Annotated in this window: 15 protein-coding genes and 1 other RNA gene; all 16 read left to right on the forward strand. The window is 60.5% G+C overall.

Annotated elements, in window-relative coordinates; all coding sequences use genetic code 11:
- Positions 1–34 precede the first annotated feature (34 nt).
- The 16 genes from rnpB (at position 35) to ftsZ (ending at position 17,545) form a co-directional block, all read left to right on the forward strand.
- Positions 35–388: RNase P RNA component class A (gene rnpB, locus CKW20_RS00795), an RNA gene on the forward strand.
- Positions 389–741: 353 nt separating this feature from the next.
- On the forward strand, positions 742–1,197 hold the full coding sequence (mraZ, locus tag CKW20_RS00800) for a division/cell wall cluster transcriptional repressor MraZ (RefSeq protein WP_003205355.1): 456 nt from the start codon (positions 742–744) through the stop codon (positions 1,195–1,197).
- On the forward strand, positions 1,194–2,141 hold the full coding sequence (gene rsmH / locus CKW20_RS00805) for a 16S rRNA (cytosine(1402)-N(4))-methyltransferase RsmH (RefSeq protein ID WP_371857383.1): 948 nt from the start codon (positions 1,194–1,196) through the stop codon (positions 2,139–2,141). Before mraZ ends, rsmH begins: the two co-directional genes overlap by 4 nt.
- Positions 2,138–2,431: a cell division protein FtsL gene (gene ftsL, locus CKW20_RS00810; protein ID WP_030129814.1), complete on the forward strand. Its 294-nt coding sequence runs from the start codon at positions 2,138–2,140 to the stop codon at positions 2,429–2,431. Before rsmH ends, ftsL begins: the two co-directional genes overlap by 4 nt.
- On the forward strand, positions 2,431–4,170 hold the full coding sequence (locus tag CKW20_RS00815) for a penicillin-binding protein 2 (RefSeq protein ID WP_176466863.1): 1,740 nt from the start codon (positions 2,431–2,433) through the stop codon (positions 4,168–4,170). Before ftsL ends, CKW20_RS00815 begins: the two co-directional genes overlap by 1 nt.
- Positions 4,170–5,633: a UDP-N-acetylmuramoyl-L-alanyl-D-glutamate--2,6-diaminopimelate ligase gene (locus tag CKW20_RS00820; RefSeq protein ID WP_095051251.1), complete on the forward strand. Its 1,464-nt coding sequence runs from the start codon at positions 4,170–4,172 to the stop codon at positions 5,631–5,633. The genes CKW20_RS00815 and CKW20_RS00820 overlap by 1 nt, the downstream gene beginning before the upstream one ends.
- Positions 5,626–6,993 (forward strand): UDP-N-acetylmuramoyl-tripeptide--D-alanyl-D-alanine ligase, encoded by a 1,368-nt coding sequence (gene murF, locus CKW20_RS00825; protein WP_095051252.1) that lies wholly within the window; start codon positions 5,626–5,628, stop codon positions 6,991–6,993. Before CKW20_RS00820 ends, murF begins: the two co-directional genes overlap by 8 nt.
- The gene (gene mraY, locus CKW20_RS00830; RefSeq protein ID WP_095051253.1) at positions 6,993–8,075 is read left to right on the forward strand and encodes a phospho-N-acetylmuramoyl-pentapeptide-transferase; all 1,083 of its coding nucleotides are present in this window, start codon (positions 6,993–6,995) and stop codon (positions 8,073–8,075) included. The genes murF and mraY overlap by 1 nt, the downstream gene beginning before the upstream one ends.
- A 5-nt stretch (positions 8,076–8,080) precedes the next feature.
- Positions 8,081–9,427: a UDP-N-acetylmuramoyl-L-alanine--D-glutamate ligase gene (gene murD, locus CKW20_RS00835; RefSeq protein ID WP_095051254.1), complete on the forward strand. Its 1,347-nt coding sequence runs from the start codon at positions 8,081–8,083 to the stop codon at positions 9,425–9,427.
- The gene (gene ftsW / locus CKW20_RS00840) at positions 9,424–10,641 is read left to right on the forward strand and encodes a putative lipid II flippase FtsW (RefSeq protein WP_095051255.1); all 1,218 of its coding nucleotides are present in this window, start codon (positions 9,424–9,426) and stop codon (positions 10,639–10,641) included. The genes murD and ftsW overlap by 4 nt, the downstream gene beginning before the upstream one ends.
- A complete protein-coding gene (murG, locus tag CKW20_RS00845) occupies positions 10,631–11,701 on the forward strand; it encodes an undecaprenyldiphospho-muramoylpentapeptide beta-N-acetylglucosaminyltransferase (protein ID WP_095051256.1) in 1,071 nt (356 codons plus the stop codon). The genes ftsW and murG overlap by 11 nt, the downstream gene beginning before the upstream one ends.
- On the forward strand, positions 11,694–13,154 hold the full coding sequence (gene murC / locus CKW20_RS00850) for a UDP-N-acetylmuramate--L-alanine ligase (protein ID WP_095051257.1): 1,461 nt from the start codon (positions 11,694–11,696) through the stop codon (positions 13,152–13,154). Before murG ends, murC begins: the two co-directional genes overlap by 8 nt.
- Positions 13,151–14,110 carry a D-alanine--D-alanine ligase gene (locus CKW20_RS00855; protein WP_095051258.1) on the forward strand — a complete coding sequence of 320 codons (960 nt, stop codon included), beginning with the start codon at positions 13,151–13,153 and terminating at the stop codon, positions 14,108–14,110. The genes murC and CKW20_RS00855 overlap by 4 nt, the downstream gene beginning before the upstream one ends.
- A gap of 4 nt (positions 14,111–14,114) precedes the next feature.
- On the forward strand, positions 14,115–14,981 hold the full coding sequence (locus tag CKW20_RS00860) for a cell division protein FtsQ/DivIB (protein WP_095051259.1): 867 nt from the start codon (positions 14,115–14,117) through the stop codon (positions 14,979–14,981).
- 15 nt (positions 14,982–14,996) lie between these two features.
- Positions 14,997–16,256, forward strand: a complete 1,260-nt coding sequence (ftsA, locus tag CKW20_RS00865) for a cell division protein FtsA (protein ID WP_095051260.1) — start codon at positions 14,997–14,999, stop codon at positions 16,254–16,256.
- A 95-nt stretch (positions 16,257–16,351) separates the two neighbouring features.
- Positions 16,352–17,545 (forward strand): cell division protein FtsZ, encoded by a 1,194-nt coding sequence (gene ftsZ, locus CKW20_RS00870; RefSeq protein ID WP_095051261.1) that lies wholly within the window; start codon positions 16,352–16,354, stop codon positions 17,543–17,545.
- Positions 17,546–17,648: the final 103 nt, after the last annotated feature.

A 17,648-nucleotide genomic window follows, 5' to 3' on the forward strand; every position in this document is an offset into this window, starting at 1 on the left:
TCTTCGGCCGCTCTGCCGTTAATCTTCGCGGCGGAGAGTCGATCGGACAGTCGCTGCCCTCTATGAAAATTAGGGGGGGGAGGAAAGTCCGGGCTCCATAGGGCGAAGTGCCAGGTAATGCCTGGGAGGCGTGAGCCTACGGAAAGTGCCACAGAAAATAACCGCCTAAGCGCTTCGGCGCCGGTAAGGGTGAAAAGGTGCGGTAAGAGCGCACCGCACGTCTGGCAACAGTTCGTGGCTAGGTAAACCCCACTTGGAGCAAGACCAAATAGGGTCCCAAGGCGTGGCCCGCGCTGGGACCGGGTAGGTTGCTAAAGATGTCCAGTGATGGCCATCGTAGACGAATGACTGTTCAAGACAGAACCCGGCTTACAGATCGACTCTCCACCTTTTTTCCTCTCTGCTGAATCTTTGGCAGGGATGTGCGTAATGACAATTTCCCTCCCTGCTGAATCAATAGCAGAAGCGCTTTTGTAATACCGAAAAAATCTTACTCTTAACAAACTACTTTAACTTCTGAACGCAGCCTTCTGTGCTGATTCAAGTTATTGAGCGAATTCATCCGTCAGATTCTCGTTTACCCTCCTTTTGCGCTCCTAAATCTCCGTTCTGTAAGGCTTTTCCTTTAATCCGCGCCTTGACGGTGTGGTGGGCGCATTCCTATAGTGTGCGCAAGTGGCGGAAAGTGGCATGAAGTGGGTTTTTTGAACGCAAAACGCTAATATTTGGAGAAACGCTGACGTGTTTCGCGGAGCTAACGCTATCAGTCTCGATGCAAAGGGCCGTCTCGCAATGCCGAGCCGGTACCGTGACGAGCTGGTTTCGCGTAGTTCCGGTCAGTTAATCGTCACCATCGATGCCGTTGATCCGTGTTTGTGTGTTTATCCCCTCGATGAGTGGGAAATTATCGAAACCAAACTGCGCGCACTGCCTTCGCTTCGCGAAGAGAACCGCCGCCTGCAACGTTTACTGATTGGTAATGCCGTCGACCTCGAGCTCGATGGCAGTGGTCGTTTTCTGGTTCCGCCGCGTCTTCGCGAATATGCCAAGTTGGATAAGCGCGCAATGTTGGTAGGCCAACTGAACAAGTTCCAATTGTGGGACGAGGATGCCTGGAATGCGGTTTCTGCCGCTGACCTGGCTGCTATTCAACAACCGGGCGCTATGCCTGATGAACTGCGTGATTTAATCCTGTGACTATTGATAGCGGCTTTAACCACATCACCGTACTGCTTGACGAAGCCGTCGAGGCTCTCGCCGTACGTCCTGATGGCTGCTATCTGGACGGTACGTTCGGACGTGGCGGACATAGTCGGTTGATCCTCAGCCAGCTTGGGCCTGATGGCCGGTTGCTCGGATTCGACAAGGATCCTCAAGCGATTGCCACCGGGCAAACGCTAGCGGCCGAAGACGGCCGCTTTGTCGTTGTACAGCGCAGCTTTGCCGAGCTCGGATCGGAAGTCGCCGAACGCGGTCTGGCCGGCAAGGTCAGCGGCGTCCTGCTCGACCTCGGCGTGTCTTCGCCGCAGCTCGACGACCCTGAGCGCGGTTTCAGTTTCCTCAACGACGGTCCGTTGGACATGCGCATGGACCCGTCTCGCGGGATCAGCGCCGCCGAGTTCGTCAACACTGCGCCGGTGGAAGAAATCGCCCGGGTGTTCAAGGAATATGGCGAAGAACGTTTCTCCGGTCGCATGGCGCGTGCCGTGGCCGAGCGTCGCGACATCAAGCCGTTCGAGCGCACTGGCGATCTGGCTGAAGTGCTGAAAGTCGCCAACCCTGCGTGGGAAAAAGGCAAGAACCCGGCCACCCGTGCATTCCAGGGTCTGCGTATTCACGTCAACAACGAACTGGGCGATCTGGAAGCCGGCCTCCAAGCCGCGCTGGAATGCCTGGAAGTAGGCGGCCGTCTGGTCGTCATCAGCTTCCACTCGCTGGAAGACCGCATCGTCAAATTGTTCATGCGCAAACTGGTGAAAGGCGAAGCCGACAACCTGCCGCGCAACCTGCCGGTCCGTCACGTCGCTTTCGAACCGATAATCAAAATTCATGGCAAAGCGCAGACGGCCTCCGACGCCGAACTCAAAGCCAACCCACGTTCCCGTAGCGCCGTCATGCGCGTGGCGGAGAAGCTGCGGTGAGCAAGCTTTTCGCCAAGCCACTTCCCGGCGGAAGCTTTTTCATGCTGCTGCTGTTTGTCGGTGTGCTCGTGTCGGCCATCGGCGTGTCCTATAGCGCGCACTGGAACCGTCAGCTGTTGAATTCGCTGTACAACGAATTGAGCGTGCGCGACAAGGCGCAGGCCGAATGGGGCCGGTTGATTCTCGAGCAGAGCACCTGGACCGCCCACAGCCGTATCGAAGTCCTGGCCACCGAGCAACTGAAGATGCGCATTCCCGGCGCCGCTGAAGTGCAGATGGTGGCGCCATGATGAAACTTGAAGGCGCGCTCTTTCCATGGCGGTTCCGACTGGTGGTCGGGTTGCTCGGCATCATGGTGGCGGCGATTGCCTGGCGCATCATCGATTTGCAAGTGGTCGACCGTGCCTTCCTTAAAGGTCAGGGCGATGCGCGCAGCGTTCGTCATATCCCAATTCCGGCTCACCGTGGTCTGATCACCGACCGTAACGGCGAGCCGTTGGCCGTGAGTACTCCGGTCACCACCCTGTGGGGCAACGCCAAGGAAATGCAAACGGCCAAAGAGAAGTGGCCGGCATTGGCGGCTGCCTTGGGGCAGGACCCGAAAGCCCTGGCCGAACGTCTCGAAGCCCAGGCCAACAAAGAATTCATTTATCTGGTGCGCGGGCTGACCCCCGAGCAGGGCCAGGCTGTGCTCGATCTGAAAGTGCCGGGTGTTTATGGCATCGAAGAGTTCCGGCGTTTTTACCCGGCCGGTGAAGTCACCGCCCATATGGTCGGCTTTACCGACATCGATGACCACGGACGCGAAGGCGTCGAGCTGGCCTACGACGAATGGCTGGCCGGTGTTCCCGGCAAGCGACAAGTGATCAAGGACCGGCGCGGCCGGTTGATCAAGGATGTCCAGGTCACCAAAAACGCCAAGGCCGGCAAGCCCTTGGCGTTGTCCATTGACCTGCGCCTGCAATACCTGGCCAACCGTGAACTGCGCAACGCGATCATCGAGAATGGCGCCAAGGCTGGCAGCCTGGTGATCATGGACGTGAAGACCGGCGAAATCCTCGCCATGGTCAACCAGCCAACCTACAACCCGAACAACCGTCGCAACCTGCAACCGGCGATGATGCGCAACCGCGCGATGATCGACGTGTTCGAGCCGGGTTCGACCATGAAAGCGATTTCCATGAGCGCCGCGATTGAAACCGGGCGCTGGAAGCCGACCGATACCGTCGAGGTTTATCCAGGCACTTTGCAGATTGGTAAGTACACCATCAAGGACGTATCCAAGAGCGAAGGCCCGGTACTCGACCTGACCGGTATCCTGATCAATTCCAGTAACGTCGGCATGAGTAAGGTCGCGTTCGATATCGGCGGCGAAACGATTTTCCGCCTGGCGCAGAAAGTCGGCCTCGGCCAGGACACCGGCTTGGGTTTCCCGGGTGAGCGCGTCGGCAACCTGCCGAACTACCGCGAATGGCGCAAGGCTGAAACTGCCACGCTGTCCTACGGCTACGGTATTTCCGTGACCGCGATCCAGTTGGTCCACGCCTTCTCGGCCCTGGCCAACAATGGCCGTCTCGCGCCGCTGACCCTGATCAAAACCGACAAGGCGCCGCAAACCACACAGGTATTGCCGGAAGCCGTCGCGAAAACCATGCAAACCATGCTGCAACAAGTGATCGAAGCCCCGCGCGGTGTATTCCGCGCGCAGGTGCCGGCGTATCACGTGGGCGGCAAGTCGGGTACAGCACGTAAAACGTCGGTCGGAACCAAAGGCTACGCCGAGAACTCCTACCGCTCGCTGTTCGCCGGTTTCGGCCCGATGAACGATCCGCGTTACGCAATCGTGGTGGTGATCGATGAACCGACCAAGGCCGGTTACTTCGGTGGTCTGGTCTCGGCGCCGGTGTTCAGCAAAGTGATGTCCGGGACCCTGCGCCTGATGAACATCACCCCGGACAATCTGCCAGCCACTCAACAAGCGAACGCCGCACCGGTCGTTCCGCTGAAAGCTAATGGAGGGCGCGGCTGATGTCGCTGAGCCTGAACAAGATTTTCGCCCACGCCGGCCGCGATCTGTTGATCCGCGAATTGGCGCTGGACAGCCGCAACGTACGAGCAGGCGATCTGTTTCTCGCGGTTCCTGGTGGCAAGTTCGACGGGCGGGCGCACATCGCCGACGCCTTGCAACGTGGCGCCGCTGCCGTGGCTTATGAAGTCGAAGGCGCGACCGTGCTGCCGATTACCGACGTACCGCTGATTCCGGTCAAAGGCCTGGCGGCGCAGCTGTCGGACATTGCCGGGCGTTTTTATGGAGAACCGAGCCGCCACCTCAATCTGATTGGCGTGACCGGCACCAACGGTAAAACCAGCGTGACCCAATTGGTCGCCCAAGCGCTCGACCTGCTCGGTCAACACTGCGGCATCGTCGGCACTCTGGGCTCCGGTTTCTACGGCGCACTGGAAAGCGGTCTGCACACCACGCCGAACCCGATTGCGGTGCAAGCGACCCTCGCCGACCTGAAAAAGGCCGGCGCCAAAGCTGTGGCCATGGAAGTTTCTTCCCACGGTCTGGATCAGGGCCGCGTGACTGCGTTGGCGTTCAATGTGGCGGTAATGACCAACTTGTCGCGCGATCATCTGGATTACCACGGCACCATGCAGGTCTATGGCGAAACCAAGGCCAAGTTGTTCGCCTGGAATGATCTGAAGTGCCGGGTGGTCAACCTCGACGACGATTTCGGCCGGCAACTGGCTGCCGATAAAGGCGAGTCGCGACTGATCACTTACAGCCTGGAAGATTCCAGCGCCTATCTGTATTGCCGCGAAGCGCAGTTCGACGACGAAGGCGTGCGCGCCACGCTGGTCACGCCGCAAGGCGAGCAGCATTTGCGCAGCACCTTGCTTGGTCGTTTCAACCTGAGCAATGTGTTGGCCGCGGTTGGCGCCTTGCTCGGACTGGACTACGCGCTGGACGAAATCCTCAAAGTACTGCCGAAACTCGAAGGCCCGGCCGGTCGCATGCAGCGTCTGGGCGGCGGTACTCAGCCATTGGTGGTGGTCGATTACGCCCACACACCGGATGCGCTGGAAAAAGTCTTGATGGCCCTGCGTCCTCACGCCAAAGGCCGGTTGCTGTGCCTGTTCGGTTGCGGCGGCGATCGTGATCGCGGCAAGCGTCCGCTGATGGCGGAAGTGGTCGAGCGTCTGGCCGATGGCGTACTGGTCACCGATGACAATCCGCGTACCGAAGACCCAACCGTGATTTTCGACGACATCCGCGCCGGTTTCAGCGCTGTGGATAAAGTGACCTTCGTCGCCGGCCGTGGCCAGGCGATTGCCCAATTGATCGCCAGCGCTTCGGCGGATGACGTGATTGTCCTGGCCGGTAAAGGTCATGAGGACTATCAGGAAATCAACGGCGAGCGCCATGCTTTCTCCGATCTGGTCGAGGCCGATCACGCCCTGACCGCGTGGGAGGTGGCCCATGCTTAAAGCCTTGAAACTGAGCGAACTGACCGGCGCATTGAATGGCCGACTGATTGCCAGCGACGCCAGCTTCGACGGCGTCAGCATCGACAGCCGCGCGATCAAGCCCGGCCAACTGTTTATTGCTCTGGCCGGCCCGCGCTTTGATGGCCATGACTACCTCAACGACGTTGCCGCCAAAGGCGCCGTGGGTGCTCTGGTCGAGCGCGAAGTGGCCGATAGTGTCTTGCCGCAACTGCTGGTCAAGGACTCCCGCCAGGCGCTCGGCCAATTGGGCGCGATGAACCGTGCGGCATTCACTCAGCCGGTCGTGGCCATCACCGGTTCCAGCGGCAAGACCACGGTCAAGGAAATGCTTGCGAGCATCCTGCGCACGCACGGTCCGGTGTTGGCGACTCGTGGCAACCTGAACAATGACCTGGGCGCTCCGCTGACCCTGCTCGAACTGGCACCGGAACATACCGCTGCCGTGATCGAACTCGGCGCTTCGCGGCTCGGCGAGATTGCCTACACCGTTGGCATGACCAAGCCCCACGTGGCTGTCATCAACAACGCCGGTACCGCCCACGTCGGCGAGTTCGGCGGACCGGAAAAAATCGTTGAAGCCAAGGGCGAGATTCTCGAAGGGCTGGATGCCGATGGCGTCGCCGTGCTGAATCTCGACGACAAGGCTTTTGAAATCTGGAAAACCCGAGCCGCCGGTCGCAAAGTGCTGACGTTTGCCTTGAGCAACAACAGCGCCGACTTCTACGCCAGCGATCTGGATCGCGATGCTCGCGGTTGCCCGGCGTTCAACCTGCACAGCCCTGAAGGTGTGGAACGGGTTCAGCTGAACCTGCTCGGCACCCATAACGTCGCCAATGCGATGGCCGCCGCCGCTGCAGCCCATGCCTTGGGCGTGTCGCTGTTCGGCATCGCCACCGGTCTCGGCGCGGTGCAACCGGTCAAGGGCCGCACCGTCGCGCAACTGGCAACTAACGGTATGCGCGTGATCGATGACACGTACAACGCAAACCCCACCTCCATGTGCGCCGCCGTTGATATACTCGCCGGCTTTTCCGGTCGCACCGTTTTGGTGCTCGGAGATATCGGCGAGTTGGGCGATTGGGCGGAGCAGGGGCACCGCGATGTGGGCGAGTACGCCCGCGGCAAGGTTTCCGCGCTTTACGCGGTCGGGCCGATGATGACCCACGCCGTAAACGCTTTCGGCGAGCAGGCTTTTCACTTCAGCACACAGGCTGAGCTGATCAAGGCCCTGGAAGCCGAGCAGGACACAAACACCACCATTTTGATCAAGGGCTCGCGCAGCGCCGCGATGGAAAACATCGTCGCCGCTTTGTGCGGGACCCGTCTGGAGAAACATTAATGCTGCTGCTGCTAGCGGAGTATCTGCAACAGTTCTACAAAGGCTTCGCGGTCTTTCAGTACCTGACCCTGCGCGGGATCCTCGGTGTGCTGACCGCGCTGGTCTTGTCGCTGTGCTATGGCCCGTGGATGATCCGCACTTTGCAGAACCGTCAGATCGGTCAATCCGTTCGTAACGACGGCCCACAATCGCACCTGTCCAAGTCCGGCACGCCAACCATGGGTGGCGCGCTGATTCTGTCGTCCATCGGCGTCAGTACCTTGTTGTGGGCTGACCTGAGCAACCGTTACGTTTGGGTCGTGTTGCTGGTGACCCTGCTGTTCGGCGCCGTGGGCTGGGTCGACGATTACCGCAAAGTCATCGAGAAAAATTCTCGCGGCTTGCCTAGCCGCTGGAAGTATTTCTGGCAGTCGGTGTTCGGCCTGGGCGCGGCGATCTTCCTTTATATGACTGCGGCGACGCCGGTAGAAACCACCCTGATCCTGCCGATGCTCAAGGACTACAGCATTCCACTGGGCGCGGGTTTCATCGTCCTGACCTATTTCGTGATTGTCGGCTCGAGCAACGCGGTCAACCTGACCGATGGCCTCGACGGCTTGGCGATCATGCCCACCGTGATGGTCGGCGGCGGCTTGGGGATCTTCTGCTACCTGTCGGGTAACGTGAAATTCGCCGAATACCTGCTGATTCCTTACGTACCGGGCGCGGGCGAGCTGATCGTGTTCTGCGGCGCGTTGATCGGTGCGGGCCTGGGTTTTCTCTGGTTCAACACCTATCCGGCCCAGGTGTTCATGGGCGACGTCGGCGCACTGGCGCTGGGCGCGGCCCTGGGCACCATCGCAGTGATCGTCCGTCAGGAAATCGTCCTGTTCATCATGGGCGGCGTGTTCGTGATGGAGACCCTGTCGGTCGTCATCCAGGTTGCGTCCTTCAAGCTGACCGGTCGCCGTGTGTTCCGCATGGCACCGATACACCACCATTTTGAACTCAAGGGCTGGCCCGAGCCGCGTGTGATCGTCCGATTCTGGATCATCACCGTGATTCTGGTACTGGTCGGCCTTGCCACCCTGAAGCTGAGGTAGAACGAGTGTCTCTGATCGCTTCTGACCACTTCCGCATCGTTGTCGGCCTCGGCAAGAGCGGCATGTCCCTGGTTCGCTTCCTGGCGAACCGGGGCGTGTCGTTTGCTGTCGCCGATACGCGGGAAAATCCACCGGAACTGGCCACGCTCAAGCGTGACTATCCGCACGTGGAAGTGCGTTGTGGCGAGCTGGACGTCGAATTCCTGTGCCGTGCCGACGAGCTCTATGTGAGCCCCGGCCTGGCGCTGGCGACCCCGGCCCTGCAGGCTGCCGCCGCCCGTGGCGTGAAACTGTCCGGCGACATCGAGCTGTTCGCGCGTAACGCGAAGGCGCCGATTGTCGCCATCAGCGGTTCCAACGCGAAAAGCACCGTCACCACCCTGGTCGGCGAGATGGCGGCTGCGGCCGGCAAACGTGTTGCTGTCGGTGGCAACCTCGGTACGCCAGCGCTGGATTTGCTCAGCGACGATGTCGAGTTGTACGTGATGGAGTTGTCGAGTTTCCAACTGGAAACCACCGATCAACTCAACGCCGAAGTGGCAACCGTGCTCAACATCAGCGAAGACCATATGGACCGCTACAGCGGTCTGCCGGCCTATCACCTGGCCAAGCACCGGATCTTCCGTGGTGCCAAACAGTTCGTGGTTAACCGTCAGGATGCCCTTAGCCGCCCGTTGATGGGCGAGGGCCAGCCATGCTGGACCTTCGGTTTGAGCAAGCCCGATTTCAAGGCCTTTGGTATCCGTGAAGAGCAGGGCGAGAAGTATCTGGCTTTCGAATTCCAGAACCTGATGCCGGTGCGCGAGTTGAAGATTCGTGGCGCGCATAACCAGTCCAACGCCCTGGCGGCCTTGGCGCTAGGCCACGCTGTCGGTCTGCCGTTCGACGCCATGCTTTCGGCCCTGCGCACCTTCGCCGGCCTCGAGCATCGCTGCCAGTGGGTTCGTGACCTGAACGGCGTGAGCTACTACAACGATTCCAAAGCTACCAACGTCGGTGCCGCACTGGCTGCCATCGAAGGTCTGGGTTCAGACATCGACGGCAAGCTCGTGCTGATCGCCGGTGGTGACGGCAAAGGTGCCGAGTTCAAGGATTTGCGTGATCCGGTCGCGGCCAACTGCCGCGCCGTCATTTTGATGGGCCGTGACTCCGACAAGATCGGTGAGGCCATCGGCGATGCCGTTCCACAGATTCGCGTCACTTCGCTGGACGAAGCCGTCGCGCAATGCCGCGCCATCGCTGAACCGGGCGATGCGGTGCTGCTGTCCCCAGCCTGCGCCAGTTTCGACATGTTCAAGAACTACGAAGATCGCGGTCACCAGTTTGTCCGCGCCGTGGAGGACTTGGCATGAACCTGAGCGATATCATCAAGCCTTATCCATCGCCACTGATCACCGGGCGCGGCATCGACCTCGACTTTCCGATGCTCGCCGGCTGTCTGGCGCTGCTGGGCTTGGGGTTGGTGATGATTGCATCGGCATCGACCGAAGTGGCGGCGGTGCAGTCGGGCAGTGCTCTGTATTACATGATTCGCCACCTTATCTATGTGGTGCTGGGCCTGGGTGCCTGCATCGTCACCATGATGATCCCGATTGCCACCTGGCAACGCTTGGGCTGGTTGATGCTGCTGGGGGCATTCGGCTTGCTGGTGATGGTGATCATCCCCGGGATCGGCCGTGAAGTGAACGGTTCGATGCGCTGGATCGGCTTCAGTTTCTTCAACGTTCAGCCTTCCGAGATTGCCAAGGTGTTCGTGGTGATCTACCTCGCCGGTTATCTGGTGCGTCGCCAGAAAGAAGTGCGTGAAAGCTGGATGGGCTTCTTCAAGCCGTTCATCGTTCTACTGCCGATGGCGGGGCTGTTGCTGATGGAACCGGATTTCGGTGCCACCGTCGTGATGATGGGGGCTGCTGCGGCGATGCTATTCCTCGGCGGGGTCGGGCTGTTCCGTTTCTCCTTGATGGTTGTCCTGGCTGTCGGGGCGGTGGTGTTGTTGATTCAAATGCAGCCGTATCGAATGGCGCGACTGACCAACTTTGCGGACCCGTGGGCCGACCAGTTCGGTGCTGGCTATCAGTTGTCTCAAGCCTTGATCGCTTTCGGTCGCGGCGAATGGCTGGGCGTTGGCCTGGGCAACAGCGTGCAGAAACAGTTCTACCTGCCGGAAGCCCACACTGACTTCGTGTTCTCGGTCCTGGCCGAAGAGCTGGGTGCCGTGGGTTCTTTGTGCACGGTAGCGCTGTTCGTCTTTGTCTGTATTCGTGGCATGTACATCGGTTATTGGGCAGAGAAGGCCAAACAGTTTTTCGCCGCCTATATCGCGTACGGCTTGTCGTTCCTGTGGATCGGTCAGTTCCTGATCAACATCGGGGTGAACGTCGGCTTGCTGCCGACCAAGGGTCTGACCCTGCCATTCCTCAGTTATGGCGGCAGTTCGTTGGTGATCTGCTGTGCCTGTCTTGGCTTGTTGCTGCGCATCGAGTGGGAGAGTCGAACCCACCTGGGCAGCGAAGAGATGGAATTCCATGAAAGCGACTTCGCCGAGGAGCCGAACCATGGGCGCTAACGTACTGATCATGGCCGGCGGCACCGGGGGCCACGTGTTCCCGGCATTGGCCTGTGCTCGGGAGTTCCAGGCCCGCGGTTATACCGTGCACTGGCTCGGCACGCCCCGCGGGATCGAAAACGATCTGGTGCCGGCGGCCGGTCTTCAATTGCATCGGATCCACGCCAGTGGTTTGCGTGGCAAGGGCAAATTGTCCCTGCTCAAGGCGCCGTTCATGTTGCTCAAGTCGATCTGGCAGGCGCGGGCGATCATTCGTCAGCTGCAGCCAGTCTGCGTGGTCGGCTTCGGCGGTTTTGTGACCGGTCCCGGCGGCGTTGCAGCCAAGTTGGCCGGCGTCCCAGTGATCGTTCATGAGCAGAACGCGGTGGCCGGTACCGCCAATCGGTTGCTGGTGCCGTTGGCCGCCCGGGTCTGTGAAGCGTTCCCTGACACCTTTACCCTGTCGAACAGCCGCCGGACCACCGGTAACCCGGTGCGCACCGAGCTGTTCCTCGAAACACCGCGACCTGCTCTGGCCGGTCGCAAGGCGCGTTTGCTGATTCTGGGCGGAAGCCTGGGCGCAGAGCCGTTGAACAAGTTGCTGCCTGAAGCCCTGTCGCAAGTCGCCCCCGACCTGCGCCCGGACGTGTTTCATCAGGCCGGCAAAAACCACGATGAAGTGACTGCAGAGCGCTATCGCGCGGCTGGCGTCGAGGCGCAAGTGCAGCCTTTCATCAAAGACATGGCCCAAGCCTATGGCTGGGCCGACCTGGTGGTGTGCCGCGCAGGCGCGCTGACCATCAGTGAACTGGCGGCTGCCGGTCTGCCCTCGATGCTGGTGCCTTTGCCCCACGCGATCGACGATCACCAGACCCGCAACGCCGATTATTTGGCCCGTGAAGGCGCTGCCTTCCTGATGCCGCAAAGAACGACTGGCGCAGCGGATCTTGCCGCTCGCCTGACAGAGGTCTTGATGCAACCGCAACGACTCAACGACATGGCCACCGCGGCACGCCGCCTGGCCAAACCCGATGCCACCCGTAACGTGGTCGATACCTGCCTGGAGGTGGTCCATGGTTGAGAATAAGAAAGCCATGCCTCATCCGGAAATGCGCCGAATCCGTCGCATCCACTTCGTCGGTATCGGCGGCGTGGGCATGTGCGGCATCGCCGAAGTGTTGCTGAACCTGGGCTATGAAGTGTCCGGTTCCGACCTCAAAGCCTCGCCGGTGACCGAGCGTCTCGAATCCTTCGGTGCCCACATCTATATCGGCCACCGTGCCGAGAACGCCGCGAACGCCGATGTGCTGGTTACCTCCAGTGCCGTGAACACTTCCAACCCGGAAGTCGCCACCGCGCTGGAACGCCGGATTCCGGTCGTGCCGCGTGCCGAGATGCTGGCTGAGCTGATGCGCTACCGTCACGGCATCGCCGTCGCCGGTACCCATGGCAAAACCACCACCACCAGCCTGATCGCTTCGGTGTTCGCCGCCGGTGGCCTGGACCCTACGTTCGTCATCGGTGGCCGTCTGAATGCCGCGGGCACCAATGCCCAGCTCGGCACCAGCCGTTACCTGATCGCCGAAGCCGACGAAAGCGATGCCAGCTTCCTGCACTTGCAGCCGCTGGTGGCCGTGGTCACCAACATCGACGCCGACCACATGGCGACCTACGACGGTGACTTCAACAAACTGAAGAAAACCTTCGTCGAGTTCCTGCACAACCTGCCGTTCTACGGTCTGGCGGTGGTATGCCTGGACGATCCGGTGGTGCGTGAAATCCTCCCGCAGGTGAAACGTCCGACGGTCACTTACGGTTTCGGCGAAGACGCCGACGTGCGCGCGATCAATGTGCGTCAACAGGGCATGCAAACCTTCTTTACCGTGCTGCGCCCAGATCGCGAGCCGCTGGATGTCTCGGTGAACATGCCGGGCAACCACAACGTGCTGAACGCGCTGGCGACCATTTGCATCGCCACCGACGAAGGCGTCAGCGATGAAGCCATCGTCCAGGGCCTGTCCGGGTTCCAGGGTGTCGGCCGGCGCTTCCAGGTCTACGGCGAACTACCGGTGGATGGCGGCAACGTGATGCTGGTGGACGACTACGGTCACCACCCGACCGAAGTCGCGGCCGTGATCAAAGCCGTGCGCGGTGGCTGGCCGGAGCGCCGTCTGGTGATGGTCTACCAGCCGCATCGTTACAGCCGCACCCGCGATCTGTACGACGATTTCGTCAATGTACTGGCCGACGCCAATGTGCTGCTGCTGATGGAAGTCTACCCGGCTGGCGAAGAGCCGATCCCGGGCGCCGACAGCCGCAAGCTGTGCAACAGCATTCGTCAGCGCGGTCAGCTCGACCCGATCTACATCGAGCGCGGCATCGACCTCGCGCCAATCGTCAAGCCGCTGCTGCGTGCCGGCGACATTCTGCTGTGCCAGGGCGCCGGTGATATCGGCGGTCTCGCACCGAAACTGTTGAATAGTCCGTTGTTCGCTGGCGCGGTTGCCGTGCCGAGCGTGGGGAAGTTGAAATGACTGCTGCTTACGCCAACCTCGTCTCCACTGTCGCGCCGAAAGACTTCGGCCGCGTCGCCGTACTGTTCGGTGGCAAGAGTGCCGAGCGCGAGGTCTCTCTGAAGTCGGGTAACGCGGTGCTCGATGCACTGCAAAGTGCCGGTGTCGACGCCTTCGGTCTCGACGTGGGCGATGACCTGCTGCAGCGCCTGCTGAACGAGAAAATCGATCGCGCCTTCATCATCCTCCACGGTCGTGGCGGTGAAGACGGCAGCATGCAGGGTCTGCTCGAATGCCTGGGCATTCCGTACACCGGCAGCGGCATTCTGGCCTCGGCACTGGCCATGGATAAATTGCGCACCAAGCAGGTCTGGCATAGCCTCGGCATTCCGACGCCTCGCCATGCCGTGTTGAGCTGCGAGGCCGATTGTATTTCGGCGGCCACGGAACTGGGCTTCCCTTTGATCGTCAAACCGGCCCATGAAGGTTCCAGTATCGGGATGGCCAAAGTGACCTCCGCGTCCGAATTGATCGACGCGTGGAAAGCGGCCAGTACCTACGATTCGCAAGTGTTGGTCGAGCAATGGATTCAAGGTCCGGAGTTCACCATCGCCACCCTGCGTGACCAGGTGTTGCCACCGATTGCCCTGGGCACGACGCACAGTTTCTACGACTACGACGCCAAGTACGTGGCTTCCGATACCCAGTACCGGATTCCGTGTGGCCTGGACAGCAATAAAGAAAAAGAACTCATGGACCTCACGGCCAAAGCCTGTGAAGCGCTGGGTATCGCCGGTTGGGGCAGGGCAGACGTGATGCAGGACGCCGATGGGCAGTTCTGGTTCCTGGAAGTCAATACCGCACCGGGCATGACCGATCACAGCCTGGTGCCGATGGCGGCGCGTGCCGCCGGCCTGGATTTCCAGCAACTGGTTCTGGCGATTCTGGCCGCCAGTGTTGAAGAAACTAGAGGTTAAGACGATGCAAGGCGCACAGCTTAGACATCAGCCCTCCGCACCCGGCCGCAAGCCGGTGCCGCGGGGTGCCAGCCGAATGGTGGCCAAAGAGCCGATGTCCGCGCGCCTGCCGAAAGCCAACTTTGGTTTTCTGAAAAGCCTGTTCTGGCCCGTGCTGCTGGTCGCGCTGGGGTTCGGCACTTATGAAGGCGCACAGCGTTTGTTGCCGTACGCCGACCGGCCGATCACCAAGATCGCGGTGCAGGGCGACTTGAGTTACATCAGCCAGCAAGCGGTGCAACAGCGGATCGCCCCCTACGTGGCGTCGAGCTTCTTCACCATTGACCTGGAGAGCATGCGTACCGAGCTTGAAACGATGCCATGGATTGCCCACGCCGAAGTGCGCAGGGTATGGCCGGATCAAGTAGTGATTCGCCTGGAAGAACAACTGCCGGTAGCCCGGTGGGGCGATGAGTCGCTGTTGAACAACCAGGGTCAGGCGTTCACCCCGCGCGAGCTGGCGAACTACGAACACTTGCCACAGCTGTTCGGCCCGCAGCGGGCCCAGCAGCAAGTGATGCAGCAATACCAGGTGCTGAGCCAGATGCTCAGGCCATTGGGCTTCTCGATTGCACGCCTGGAATTGCGTGAACGAGGCAGTTGGTTCCTGACCACCGGCGCCGGCAGCGCGGGCCCGGGGATCGAACTGCTGCTGGGACGCGGCAAGCTGGTGGAAAGGATGCGCCGCTTCATTGCCATCTATGACAAGACGCTCAAAGAGCAGATTACGAACATTGCGCGCATCGATCTGCGCTACGCCAACGGCCTCGCCGTTGGCTGGCGGGAACCTGTAGCGCCCACGACAGCCCAACCCGCTGTCGCGAAGAATTAAGAAGAGGCAGGACCCATGGCAAACGTGCAAAGCGGCAAAATGATCGTCGGTCTCGATATCGGCACCTCCAAGGTGGTGGCGCTGGTAGGCGAGGTCGCGGACGACGGCACGCTCGAAATCGTCGGGATCGGTACTCATCCGTCCCGCGGCCTGAAAAAAGGCGTAGTGGTGAACATCGAGTCCACCGTCCAGTCGATCCAGCGCGCTATCGAAGAAGCGCAGCTGATGGCCGGTTGCCGGATCCACTCGGCGTTCGTCGGCGTGGCCGGCAATCACATCCGCAGCCTGAATTCCCACGGCATCGTGGCGATTCGTGATCGCGAAGTCAGCACCGCCGACCTTGAGCGCGTTCTCGACGCTGCCCAGGCCGTGGCGATCCCGGCTGACCAGCGTGTGCTGCACACCCTGCCGCAGGATTACGTGATCGATAACCAGGAAGGCGTTCGCGAGCCGCTGGGCATGTCCGGCGTGCGTCTGGAAGCCAAGGTTCACGTGGTCACCTGCGCAGTCAACGCCGCACAGAACATTGAAAAATGCGTGCGCCGCTGCGGCCTGGAAATCGACGACATCATTCTCGAGCAGCTGGCTTCCGCGTATTCGGTCCTGACCGACGACGAGAAAGAGCTGGGCGTGTGCCTGGTCGACATCGGTGGCGGTACCACTGATATCGCGATCTTTACCGAAGGTGCGATCCGTCACACCGCGGTGATCCCAATTGCGGGCGATCAGGTGACCAACGACATCGCCATGGCGCTGCGCACCCCGACCCAGTACGCCGAAGAAATCAAGATTCGCTACGCCTGCGCCCTGGCCAAACTGGCCGGTGCCGGTGAAACCATCAAGGTGCCGAGCGTCGGCGACCGTCCGCCGCGCGAGCTGTCCCGTCAGGCTCTGGCCGAAGTGGTCGAGCCGCGTTACGACGAGCTGTTCACCCTGATCCAGGCCGAATTGCGTCGCAGCGGCTACGAAGACCTGATCCCGGCCGGCATCGTGCTGACCGGCGGTACTTCGAAGATGGAAGGCGCGACTGAGCTGGCCGAGGAAATCTTCCACATGCCGGTTCGCCTGGGCGTGCCCCATGGCGTCAAGGGCCTGGACGATGTGGTTCGCAACCCGATCTATTCCACCGGCGTTGGCCTGTTGATGTACGGCCTGCAGAAGCAGTCCGACGGGGTTTCGTTCTCCGGCATTGGCAGCCGCGACAGCTACAGCAATGACGAACCGAAGGCCGCCTTGCTCGATCGCATCAAGAGCTGGGTACAAGGCAACTTCTAACGAAGCAGTTTCAAGCGACAAGTTTCAAGCGACAAGCGGTAAAGGCAGCAAAACGCAGTAGGCGAAAAAAACTAGAGAACGTAAGGAGAGGGAAAATGTTCGAACTCGTAGACAACATCCCCGCAAGCCCGGTAATTAAAGTTATCGGTGTTGGCGGTGGCGGCGGCAACGCTGTCAATCACATGGTCAAGAGCAACATTGAAGGCGTTGAGTTCATCTGCGCCAACACTGATGCCCAGGCGCTGAAGAGCATCAGCGCGCGGACCATCCTGCAACTGGGTACCGGCGTGACCAAAGGTCTGGGTGCCGGCGCCAACCCTGAAGTAGGTCGTCAGGCCGCTCTCGAAGATCGTGAGCGCATTGCCGAAGTCCTGCAGGGCACCAACATGGTGTTCATCACCACCGGCATGGGCGGTGGTACCGGTACCGGTGCTGCGCCGATCATTGCCGAAGTGGCCAAGGAAATGGGGATCCTCACCGTTGCGGTGGTGACCCGTCCGTTCCCGTTCGAAGGCCGCAAGCGCATGCAGCTCGCCGACGAAGGTATTCGTCTGCTGTCTGAAAGCGTCGACTCGTTGATCACCATTCCCAACGAGAAGCTGCTGACCATCCTCGGTAAAGACGCCAGCCTGCTGTCGGCTTTCGCCAAGGCCGACGATGTACTGGCCGGTGCCGTTCGCGGTATCTCCGACATCATCAAGCGTCCGGGCATGATCAACGTCGACTTTGCCGACGTGCGTACCGTGATGAGCGAAATGGGCATGGCGATGATGGGCACTGGCTGCGCCAGCGGTCCGAACCGTGCACGTGAGGCCACCGAAGCGGCCATTCGCAACCCGTTGCTCGAAGACGTGAACCTGCAAGGCGCACGCGGCATCCTGGTGAACATCACCGCCGGTCCTGACCTGTCTCTGGGTGAGTATTCCGACGTGGGTAGCATCATCGAAGCCTTCGCTTCCGAGCACGCGATGGTCAAGGTCGGTACCGTTATCGATCCTGACATGCGCGACGAGCTGCACGTGACTGTTGTTGCCACGGGTTTAGGCGCTAAAATCGAGAAGCCTGTGAAGGTCATCGACAATACCGTTCACACCTCGATGGCTTCCCAGCCACAACAACAAGCCCCTGTTCGTCAAGAACAGCCTGCGGTGAACTACCGTGACCTGGACCGTCCGACCGTCATGCGCAACCAGGCTCAGGCCGGTGCTGCGACTGCCGCGAAGATGAACCCGCAAGATGACCTGGACTACCTGGACATCCCGGCTTTCCTGCGTCGTCAGGCCGATTGATGAAATGTATCAGGGGTATTAGGGTGATTGGTGTTCAGCAAAGGTCTGGTCTGCTATCATCGCCAGCCTTTGTTGATACCAGTTCGCAATTTGCGCTGAAGCG

The sequence above is a fragment of the Pseudomonas sp. Irchel s3b2 genome (genome assembly GCF_900187445.1).
Classification (GTDB): domain Bacteria; phylum Pseudomonadota; class Gammaproteobacteria; order Pseudomonadales; family Pseudomonadaceae; genus Aquipseudomonas.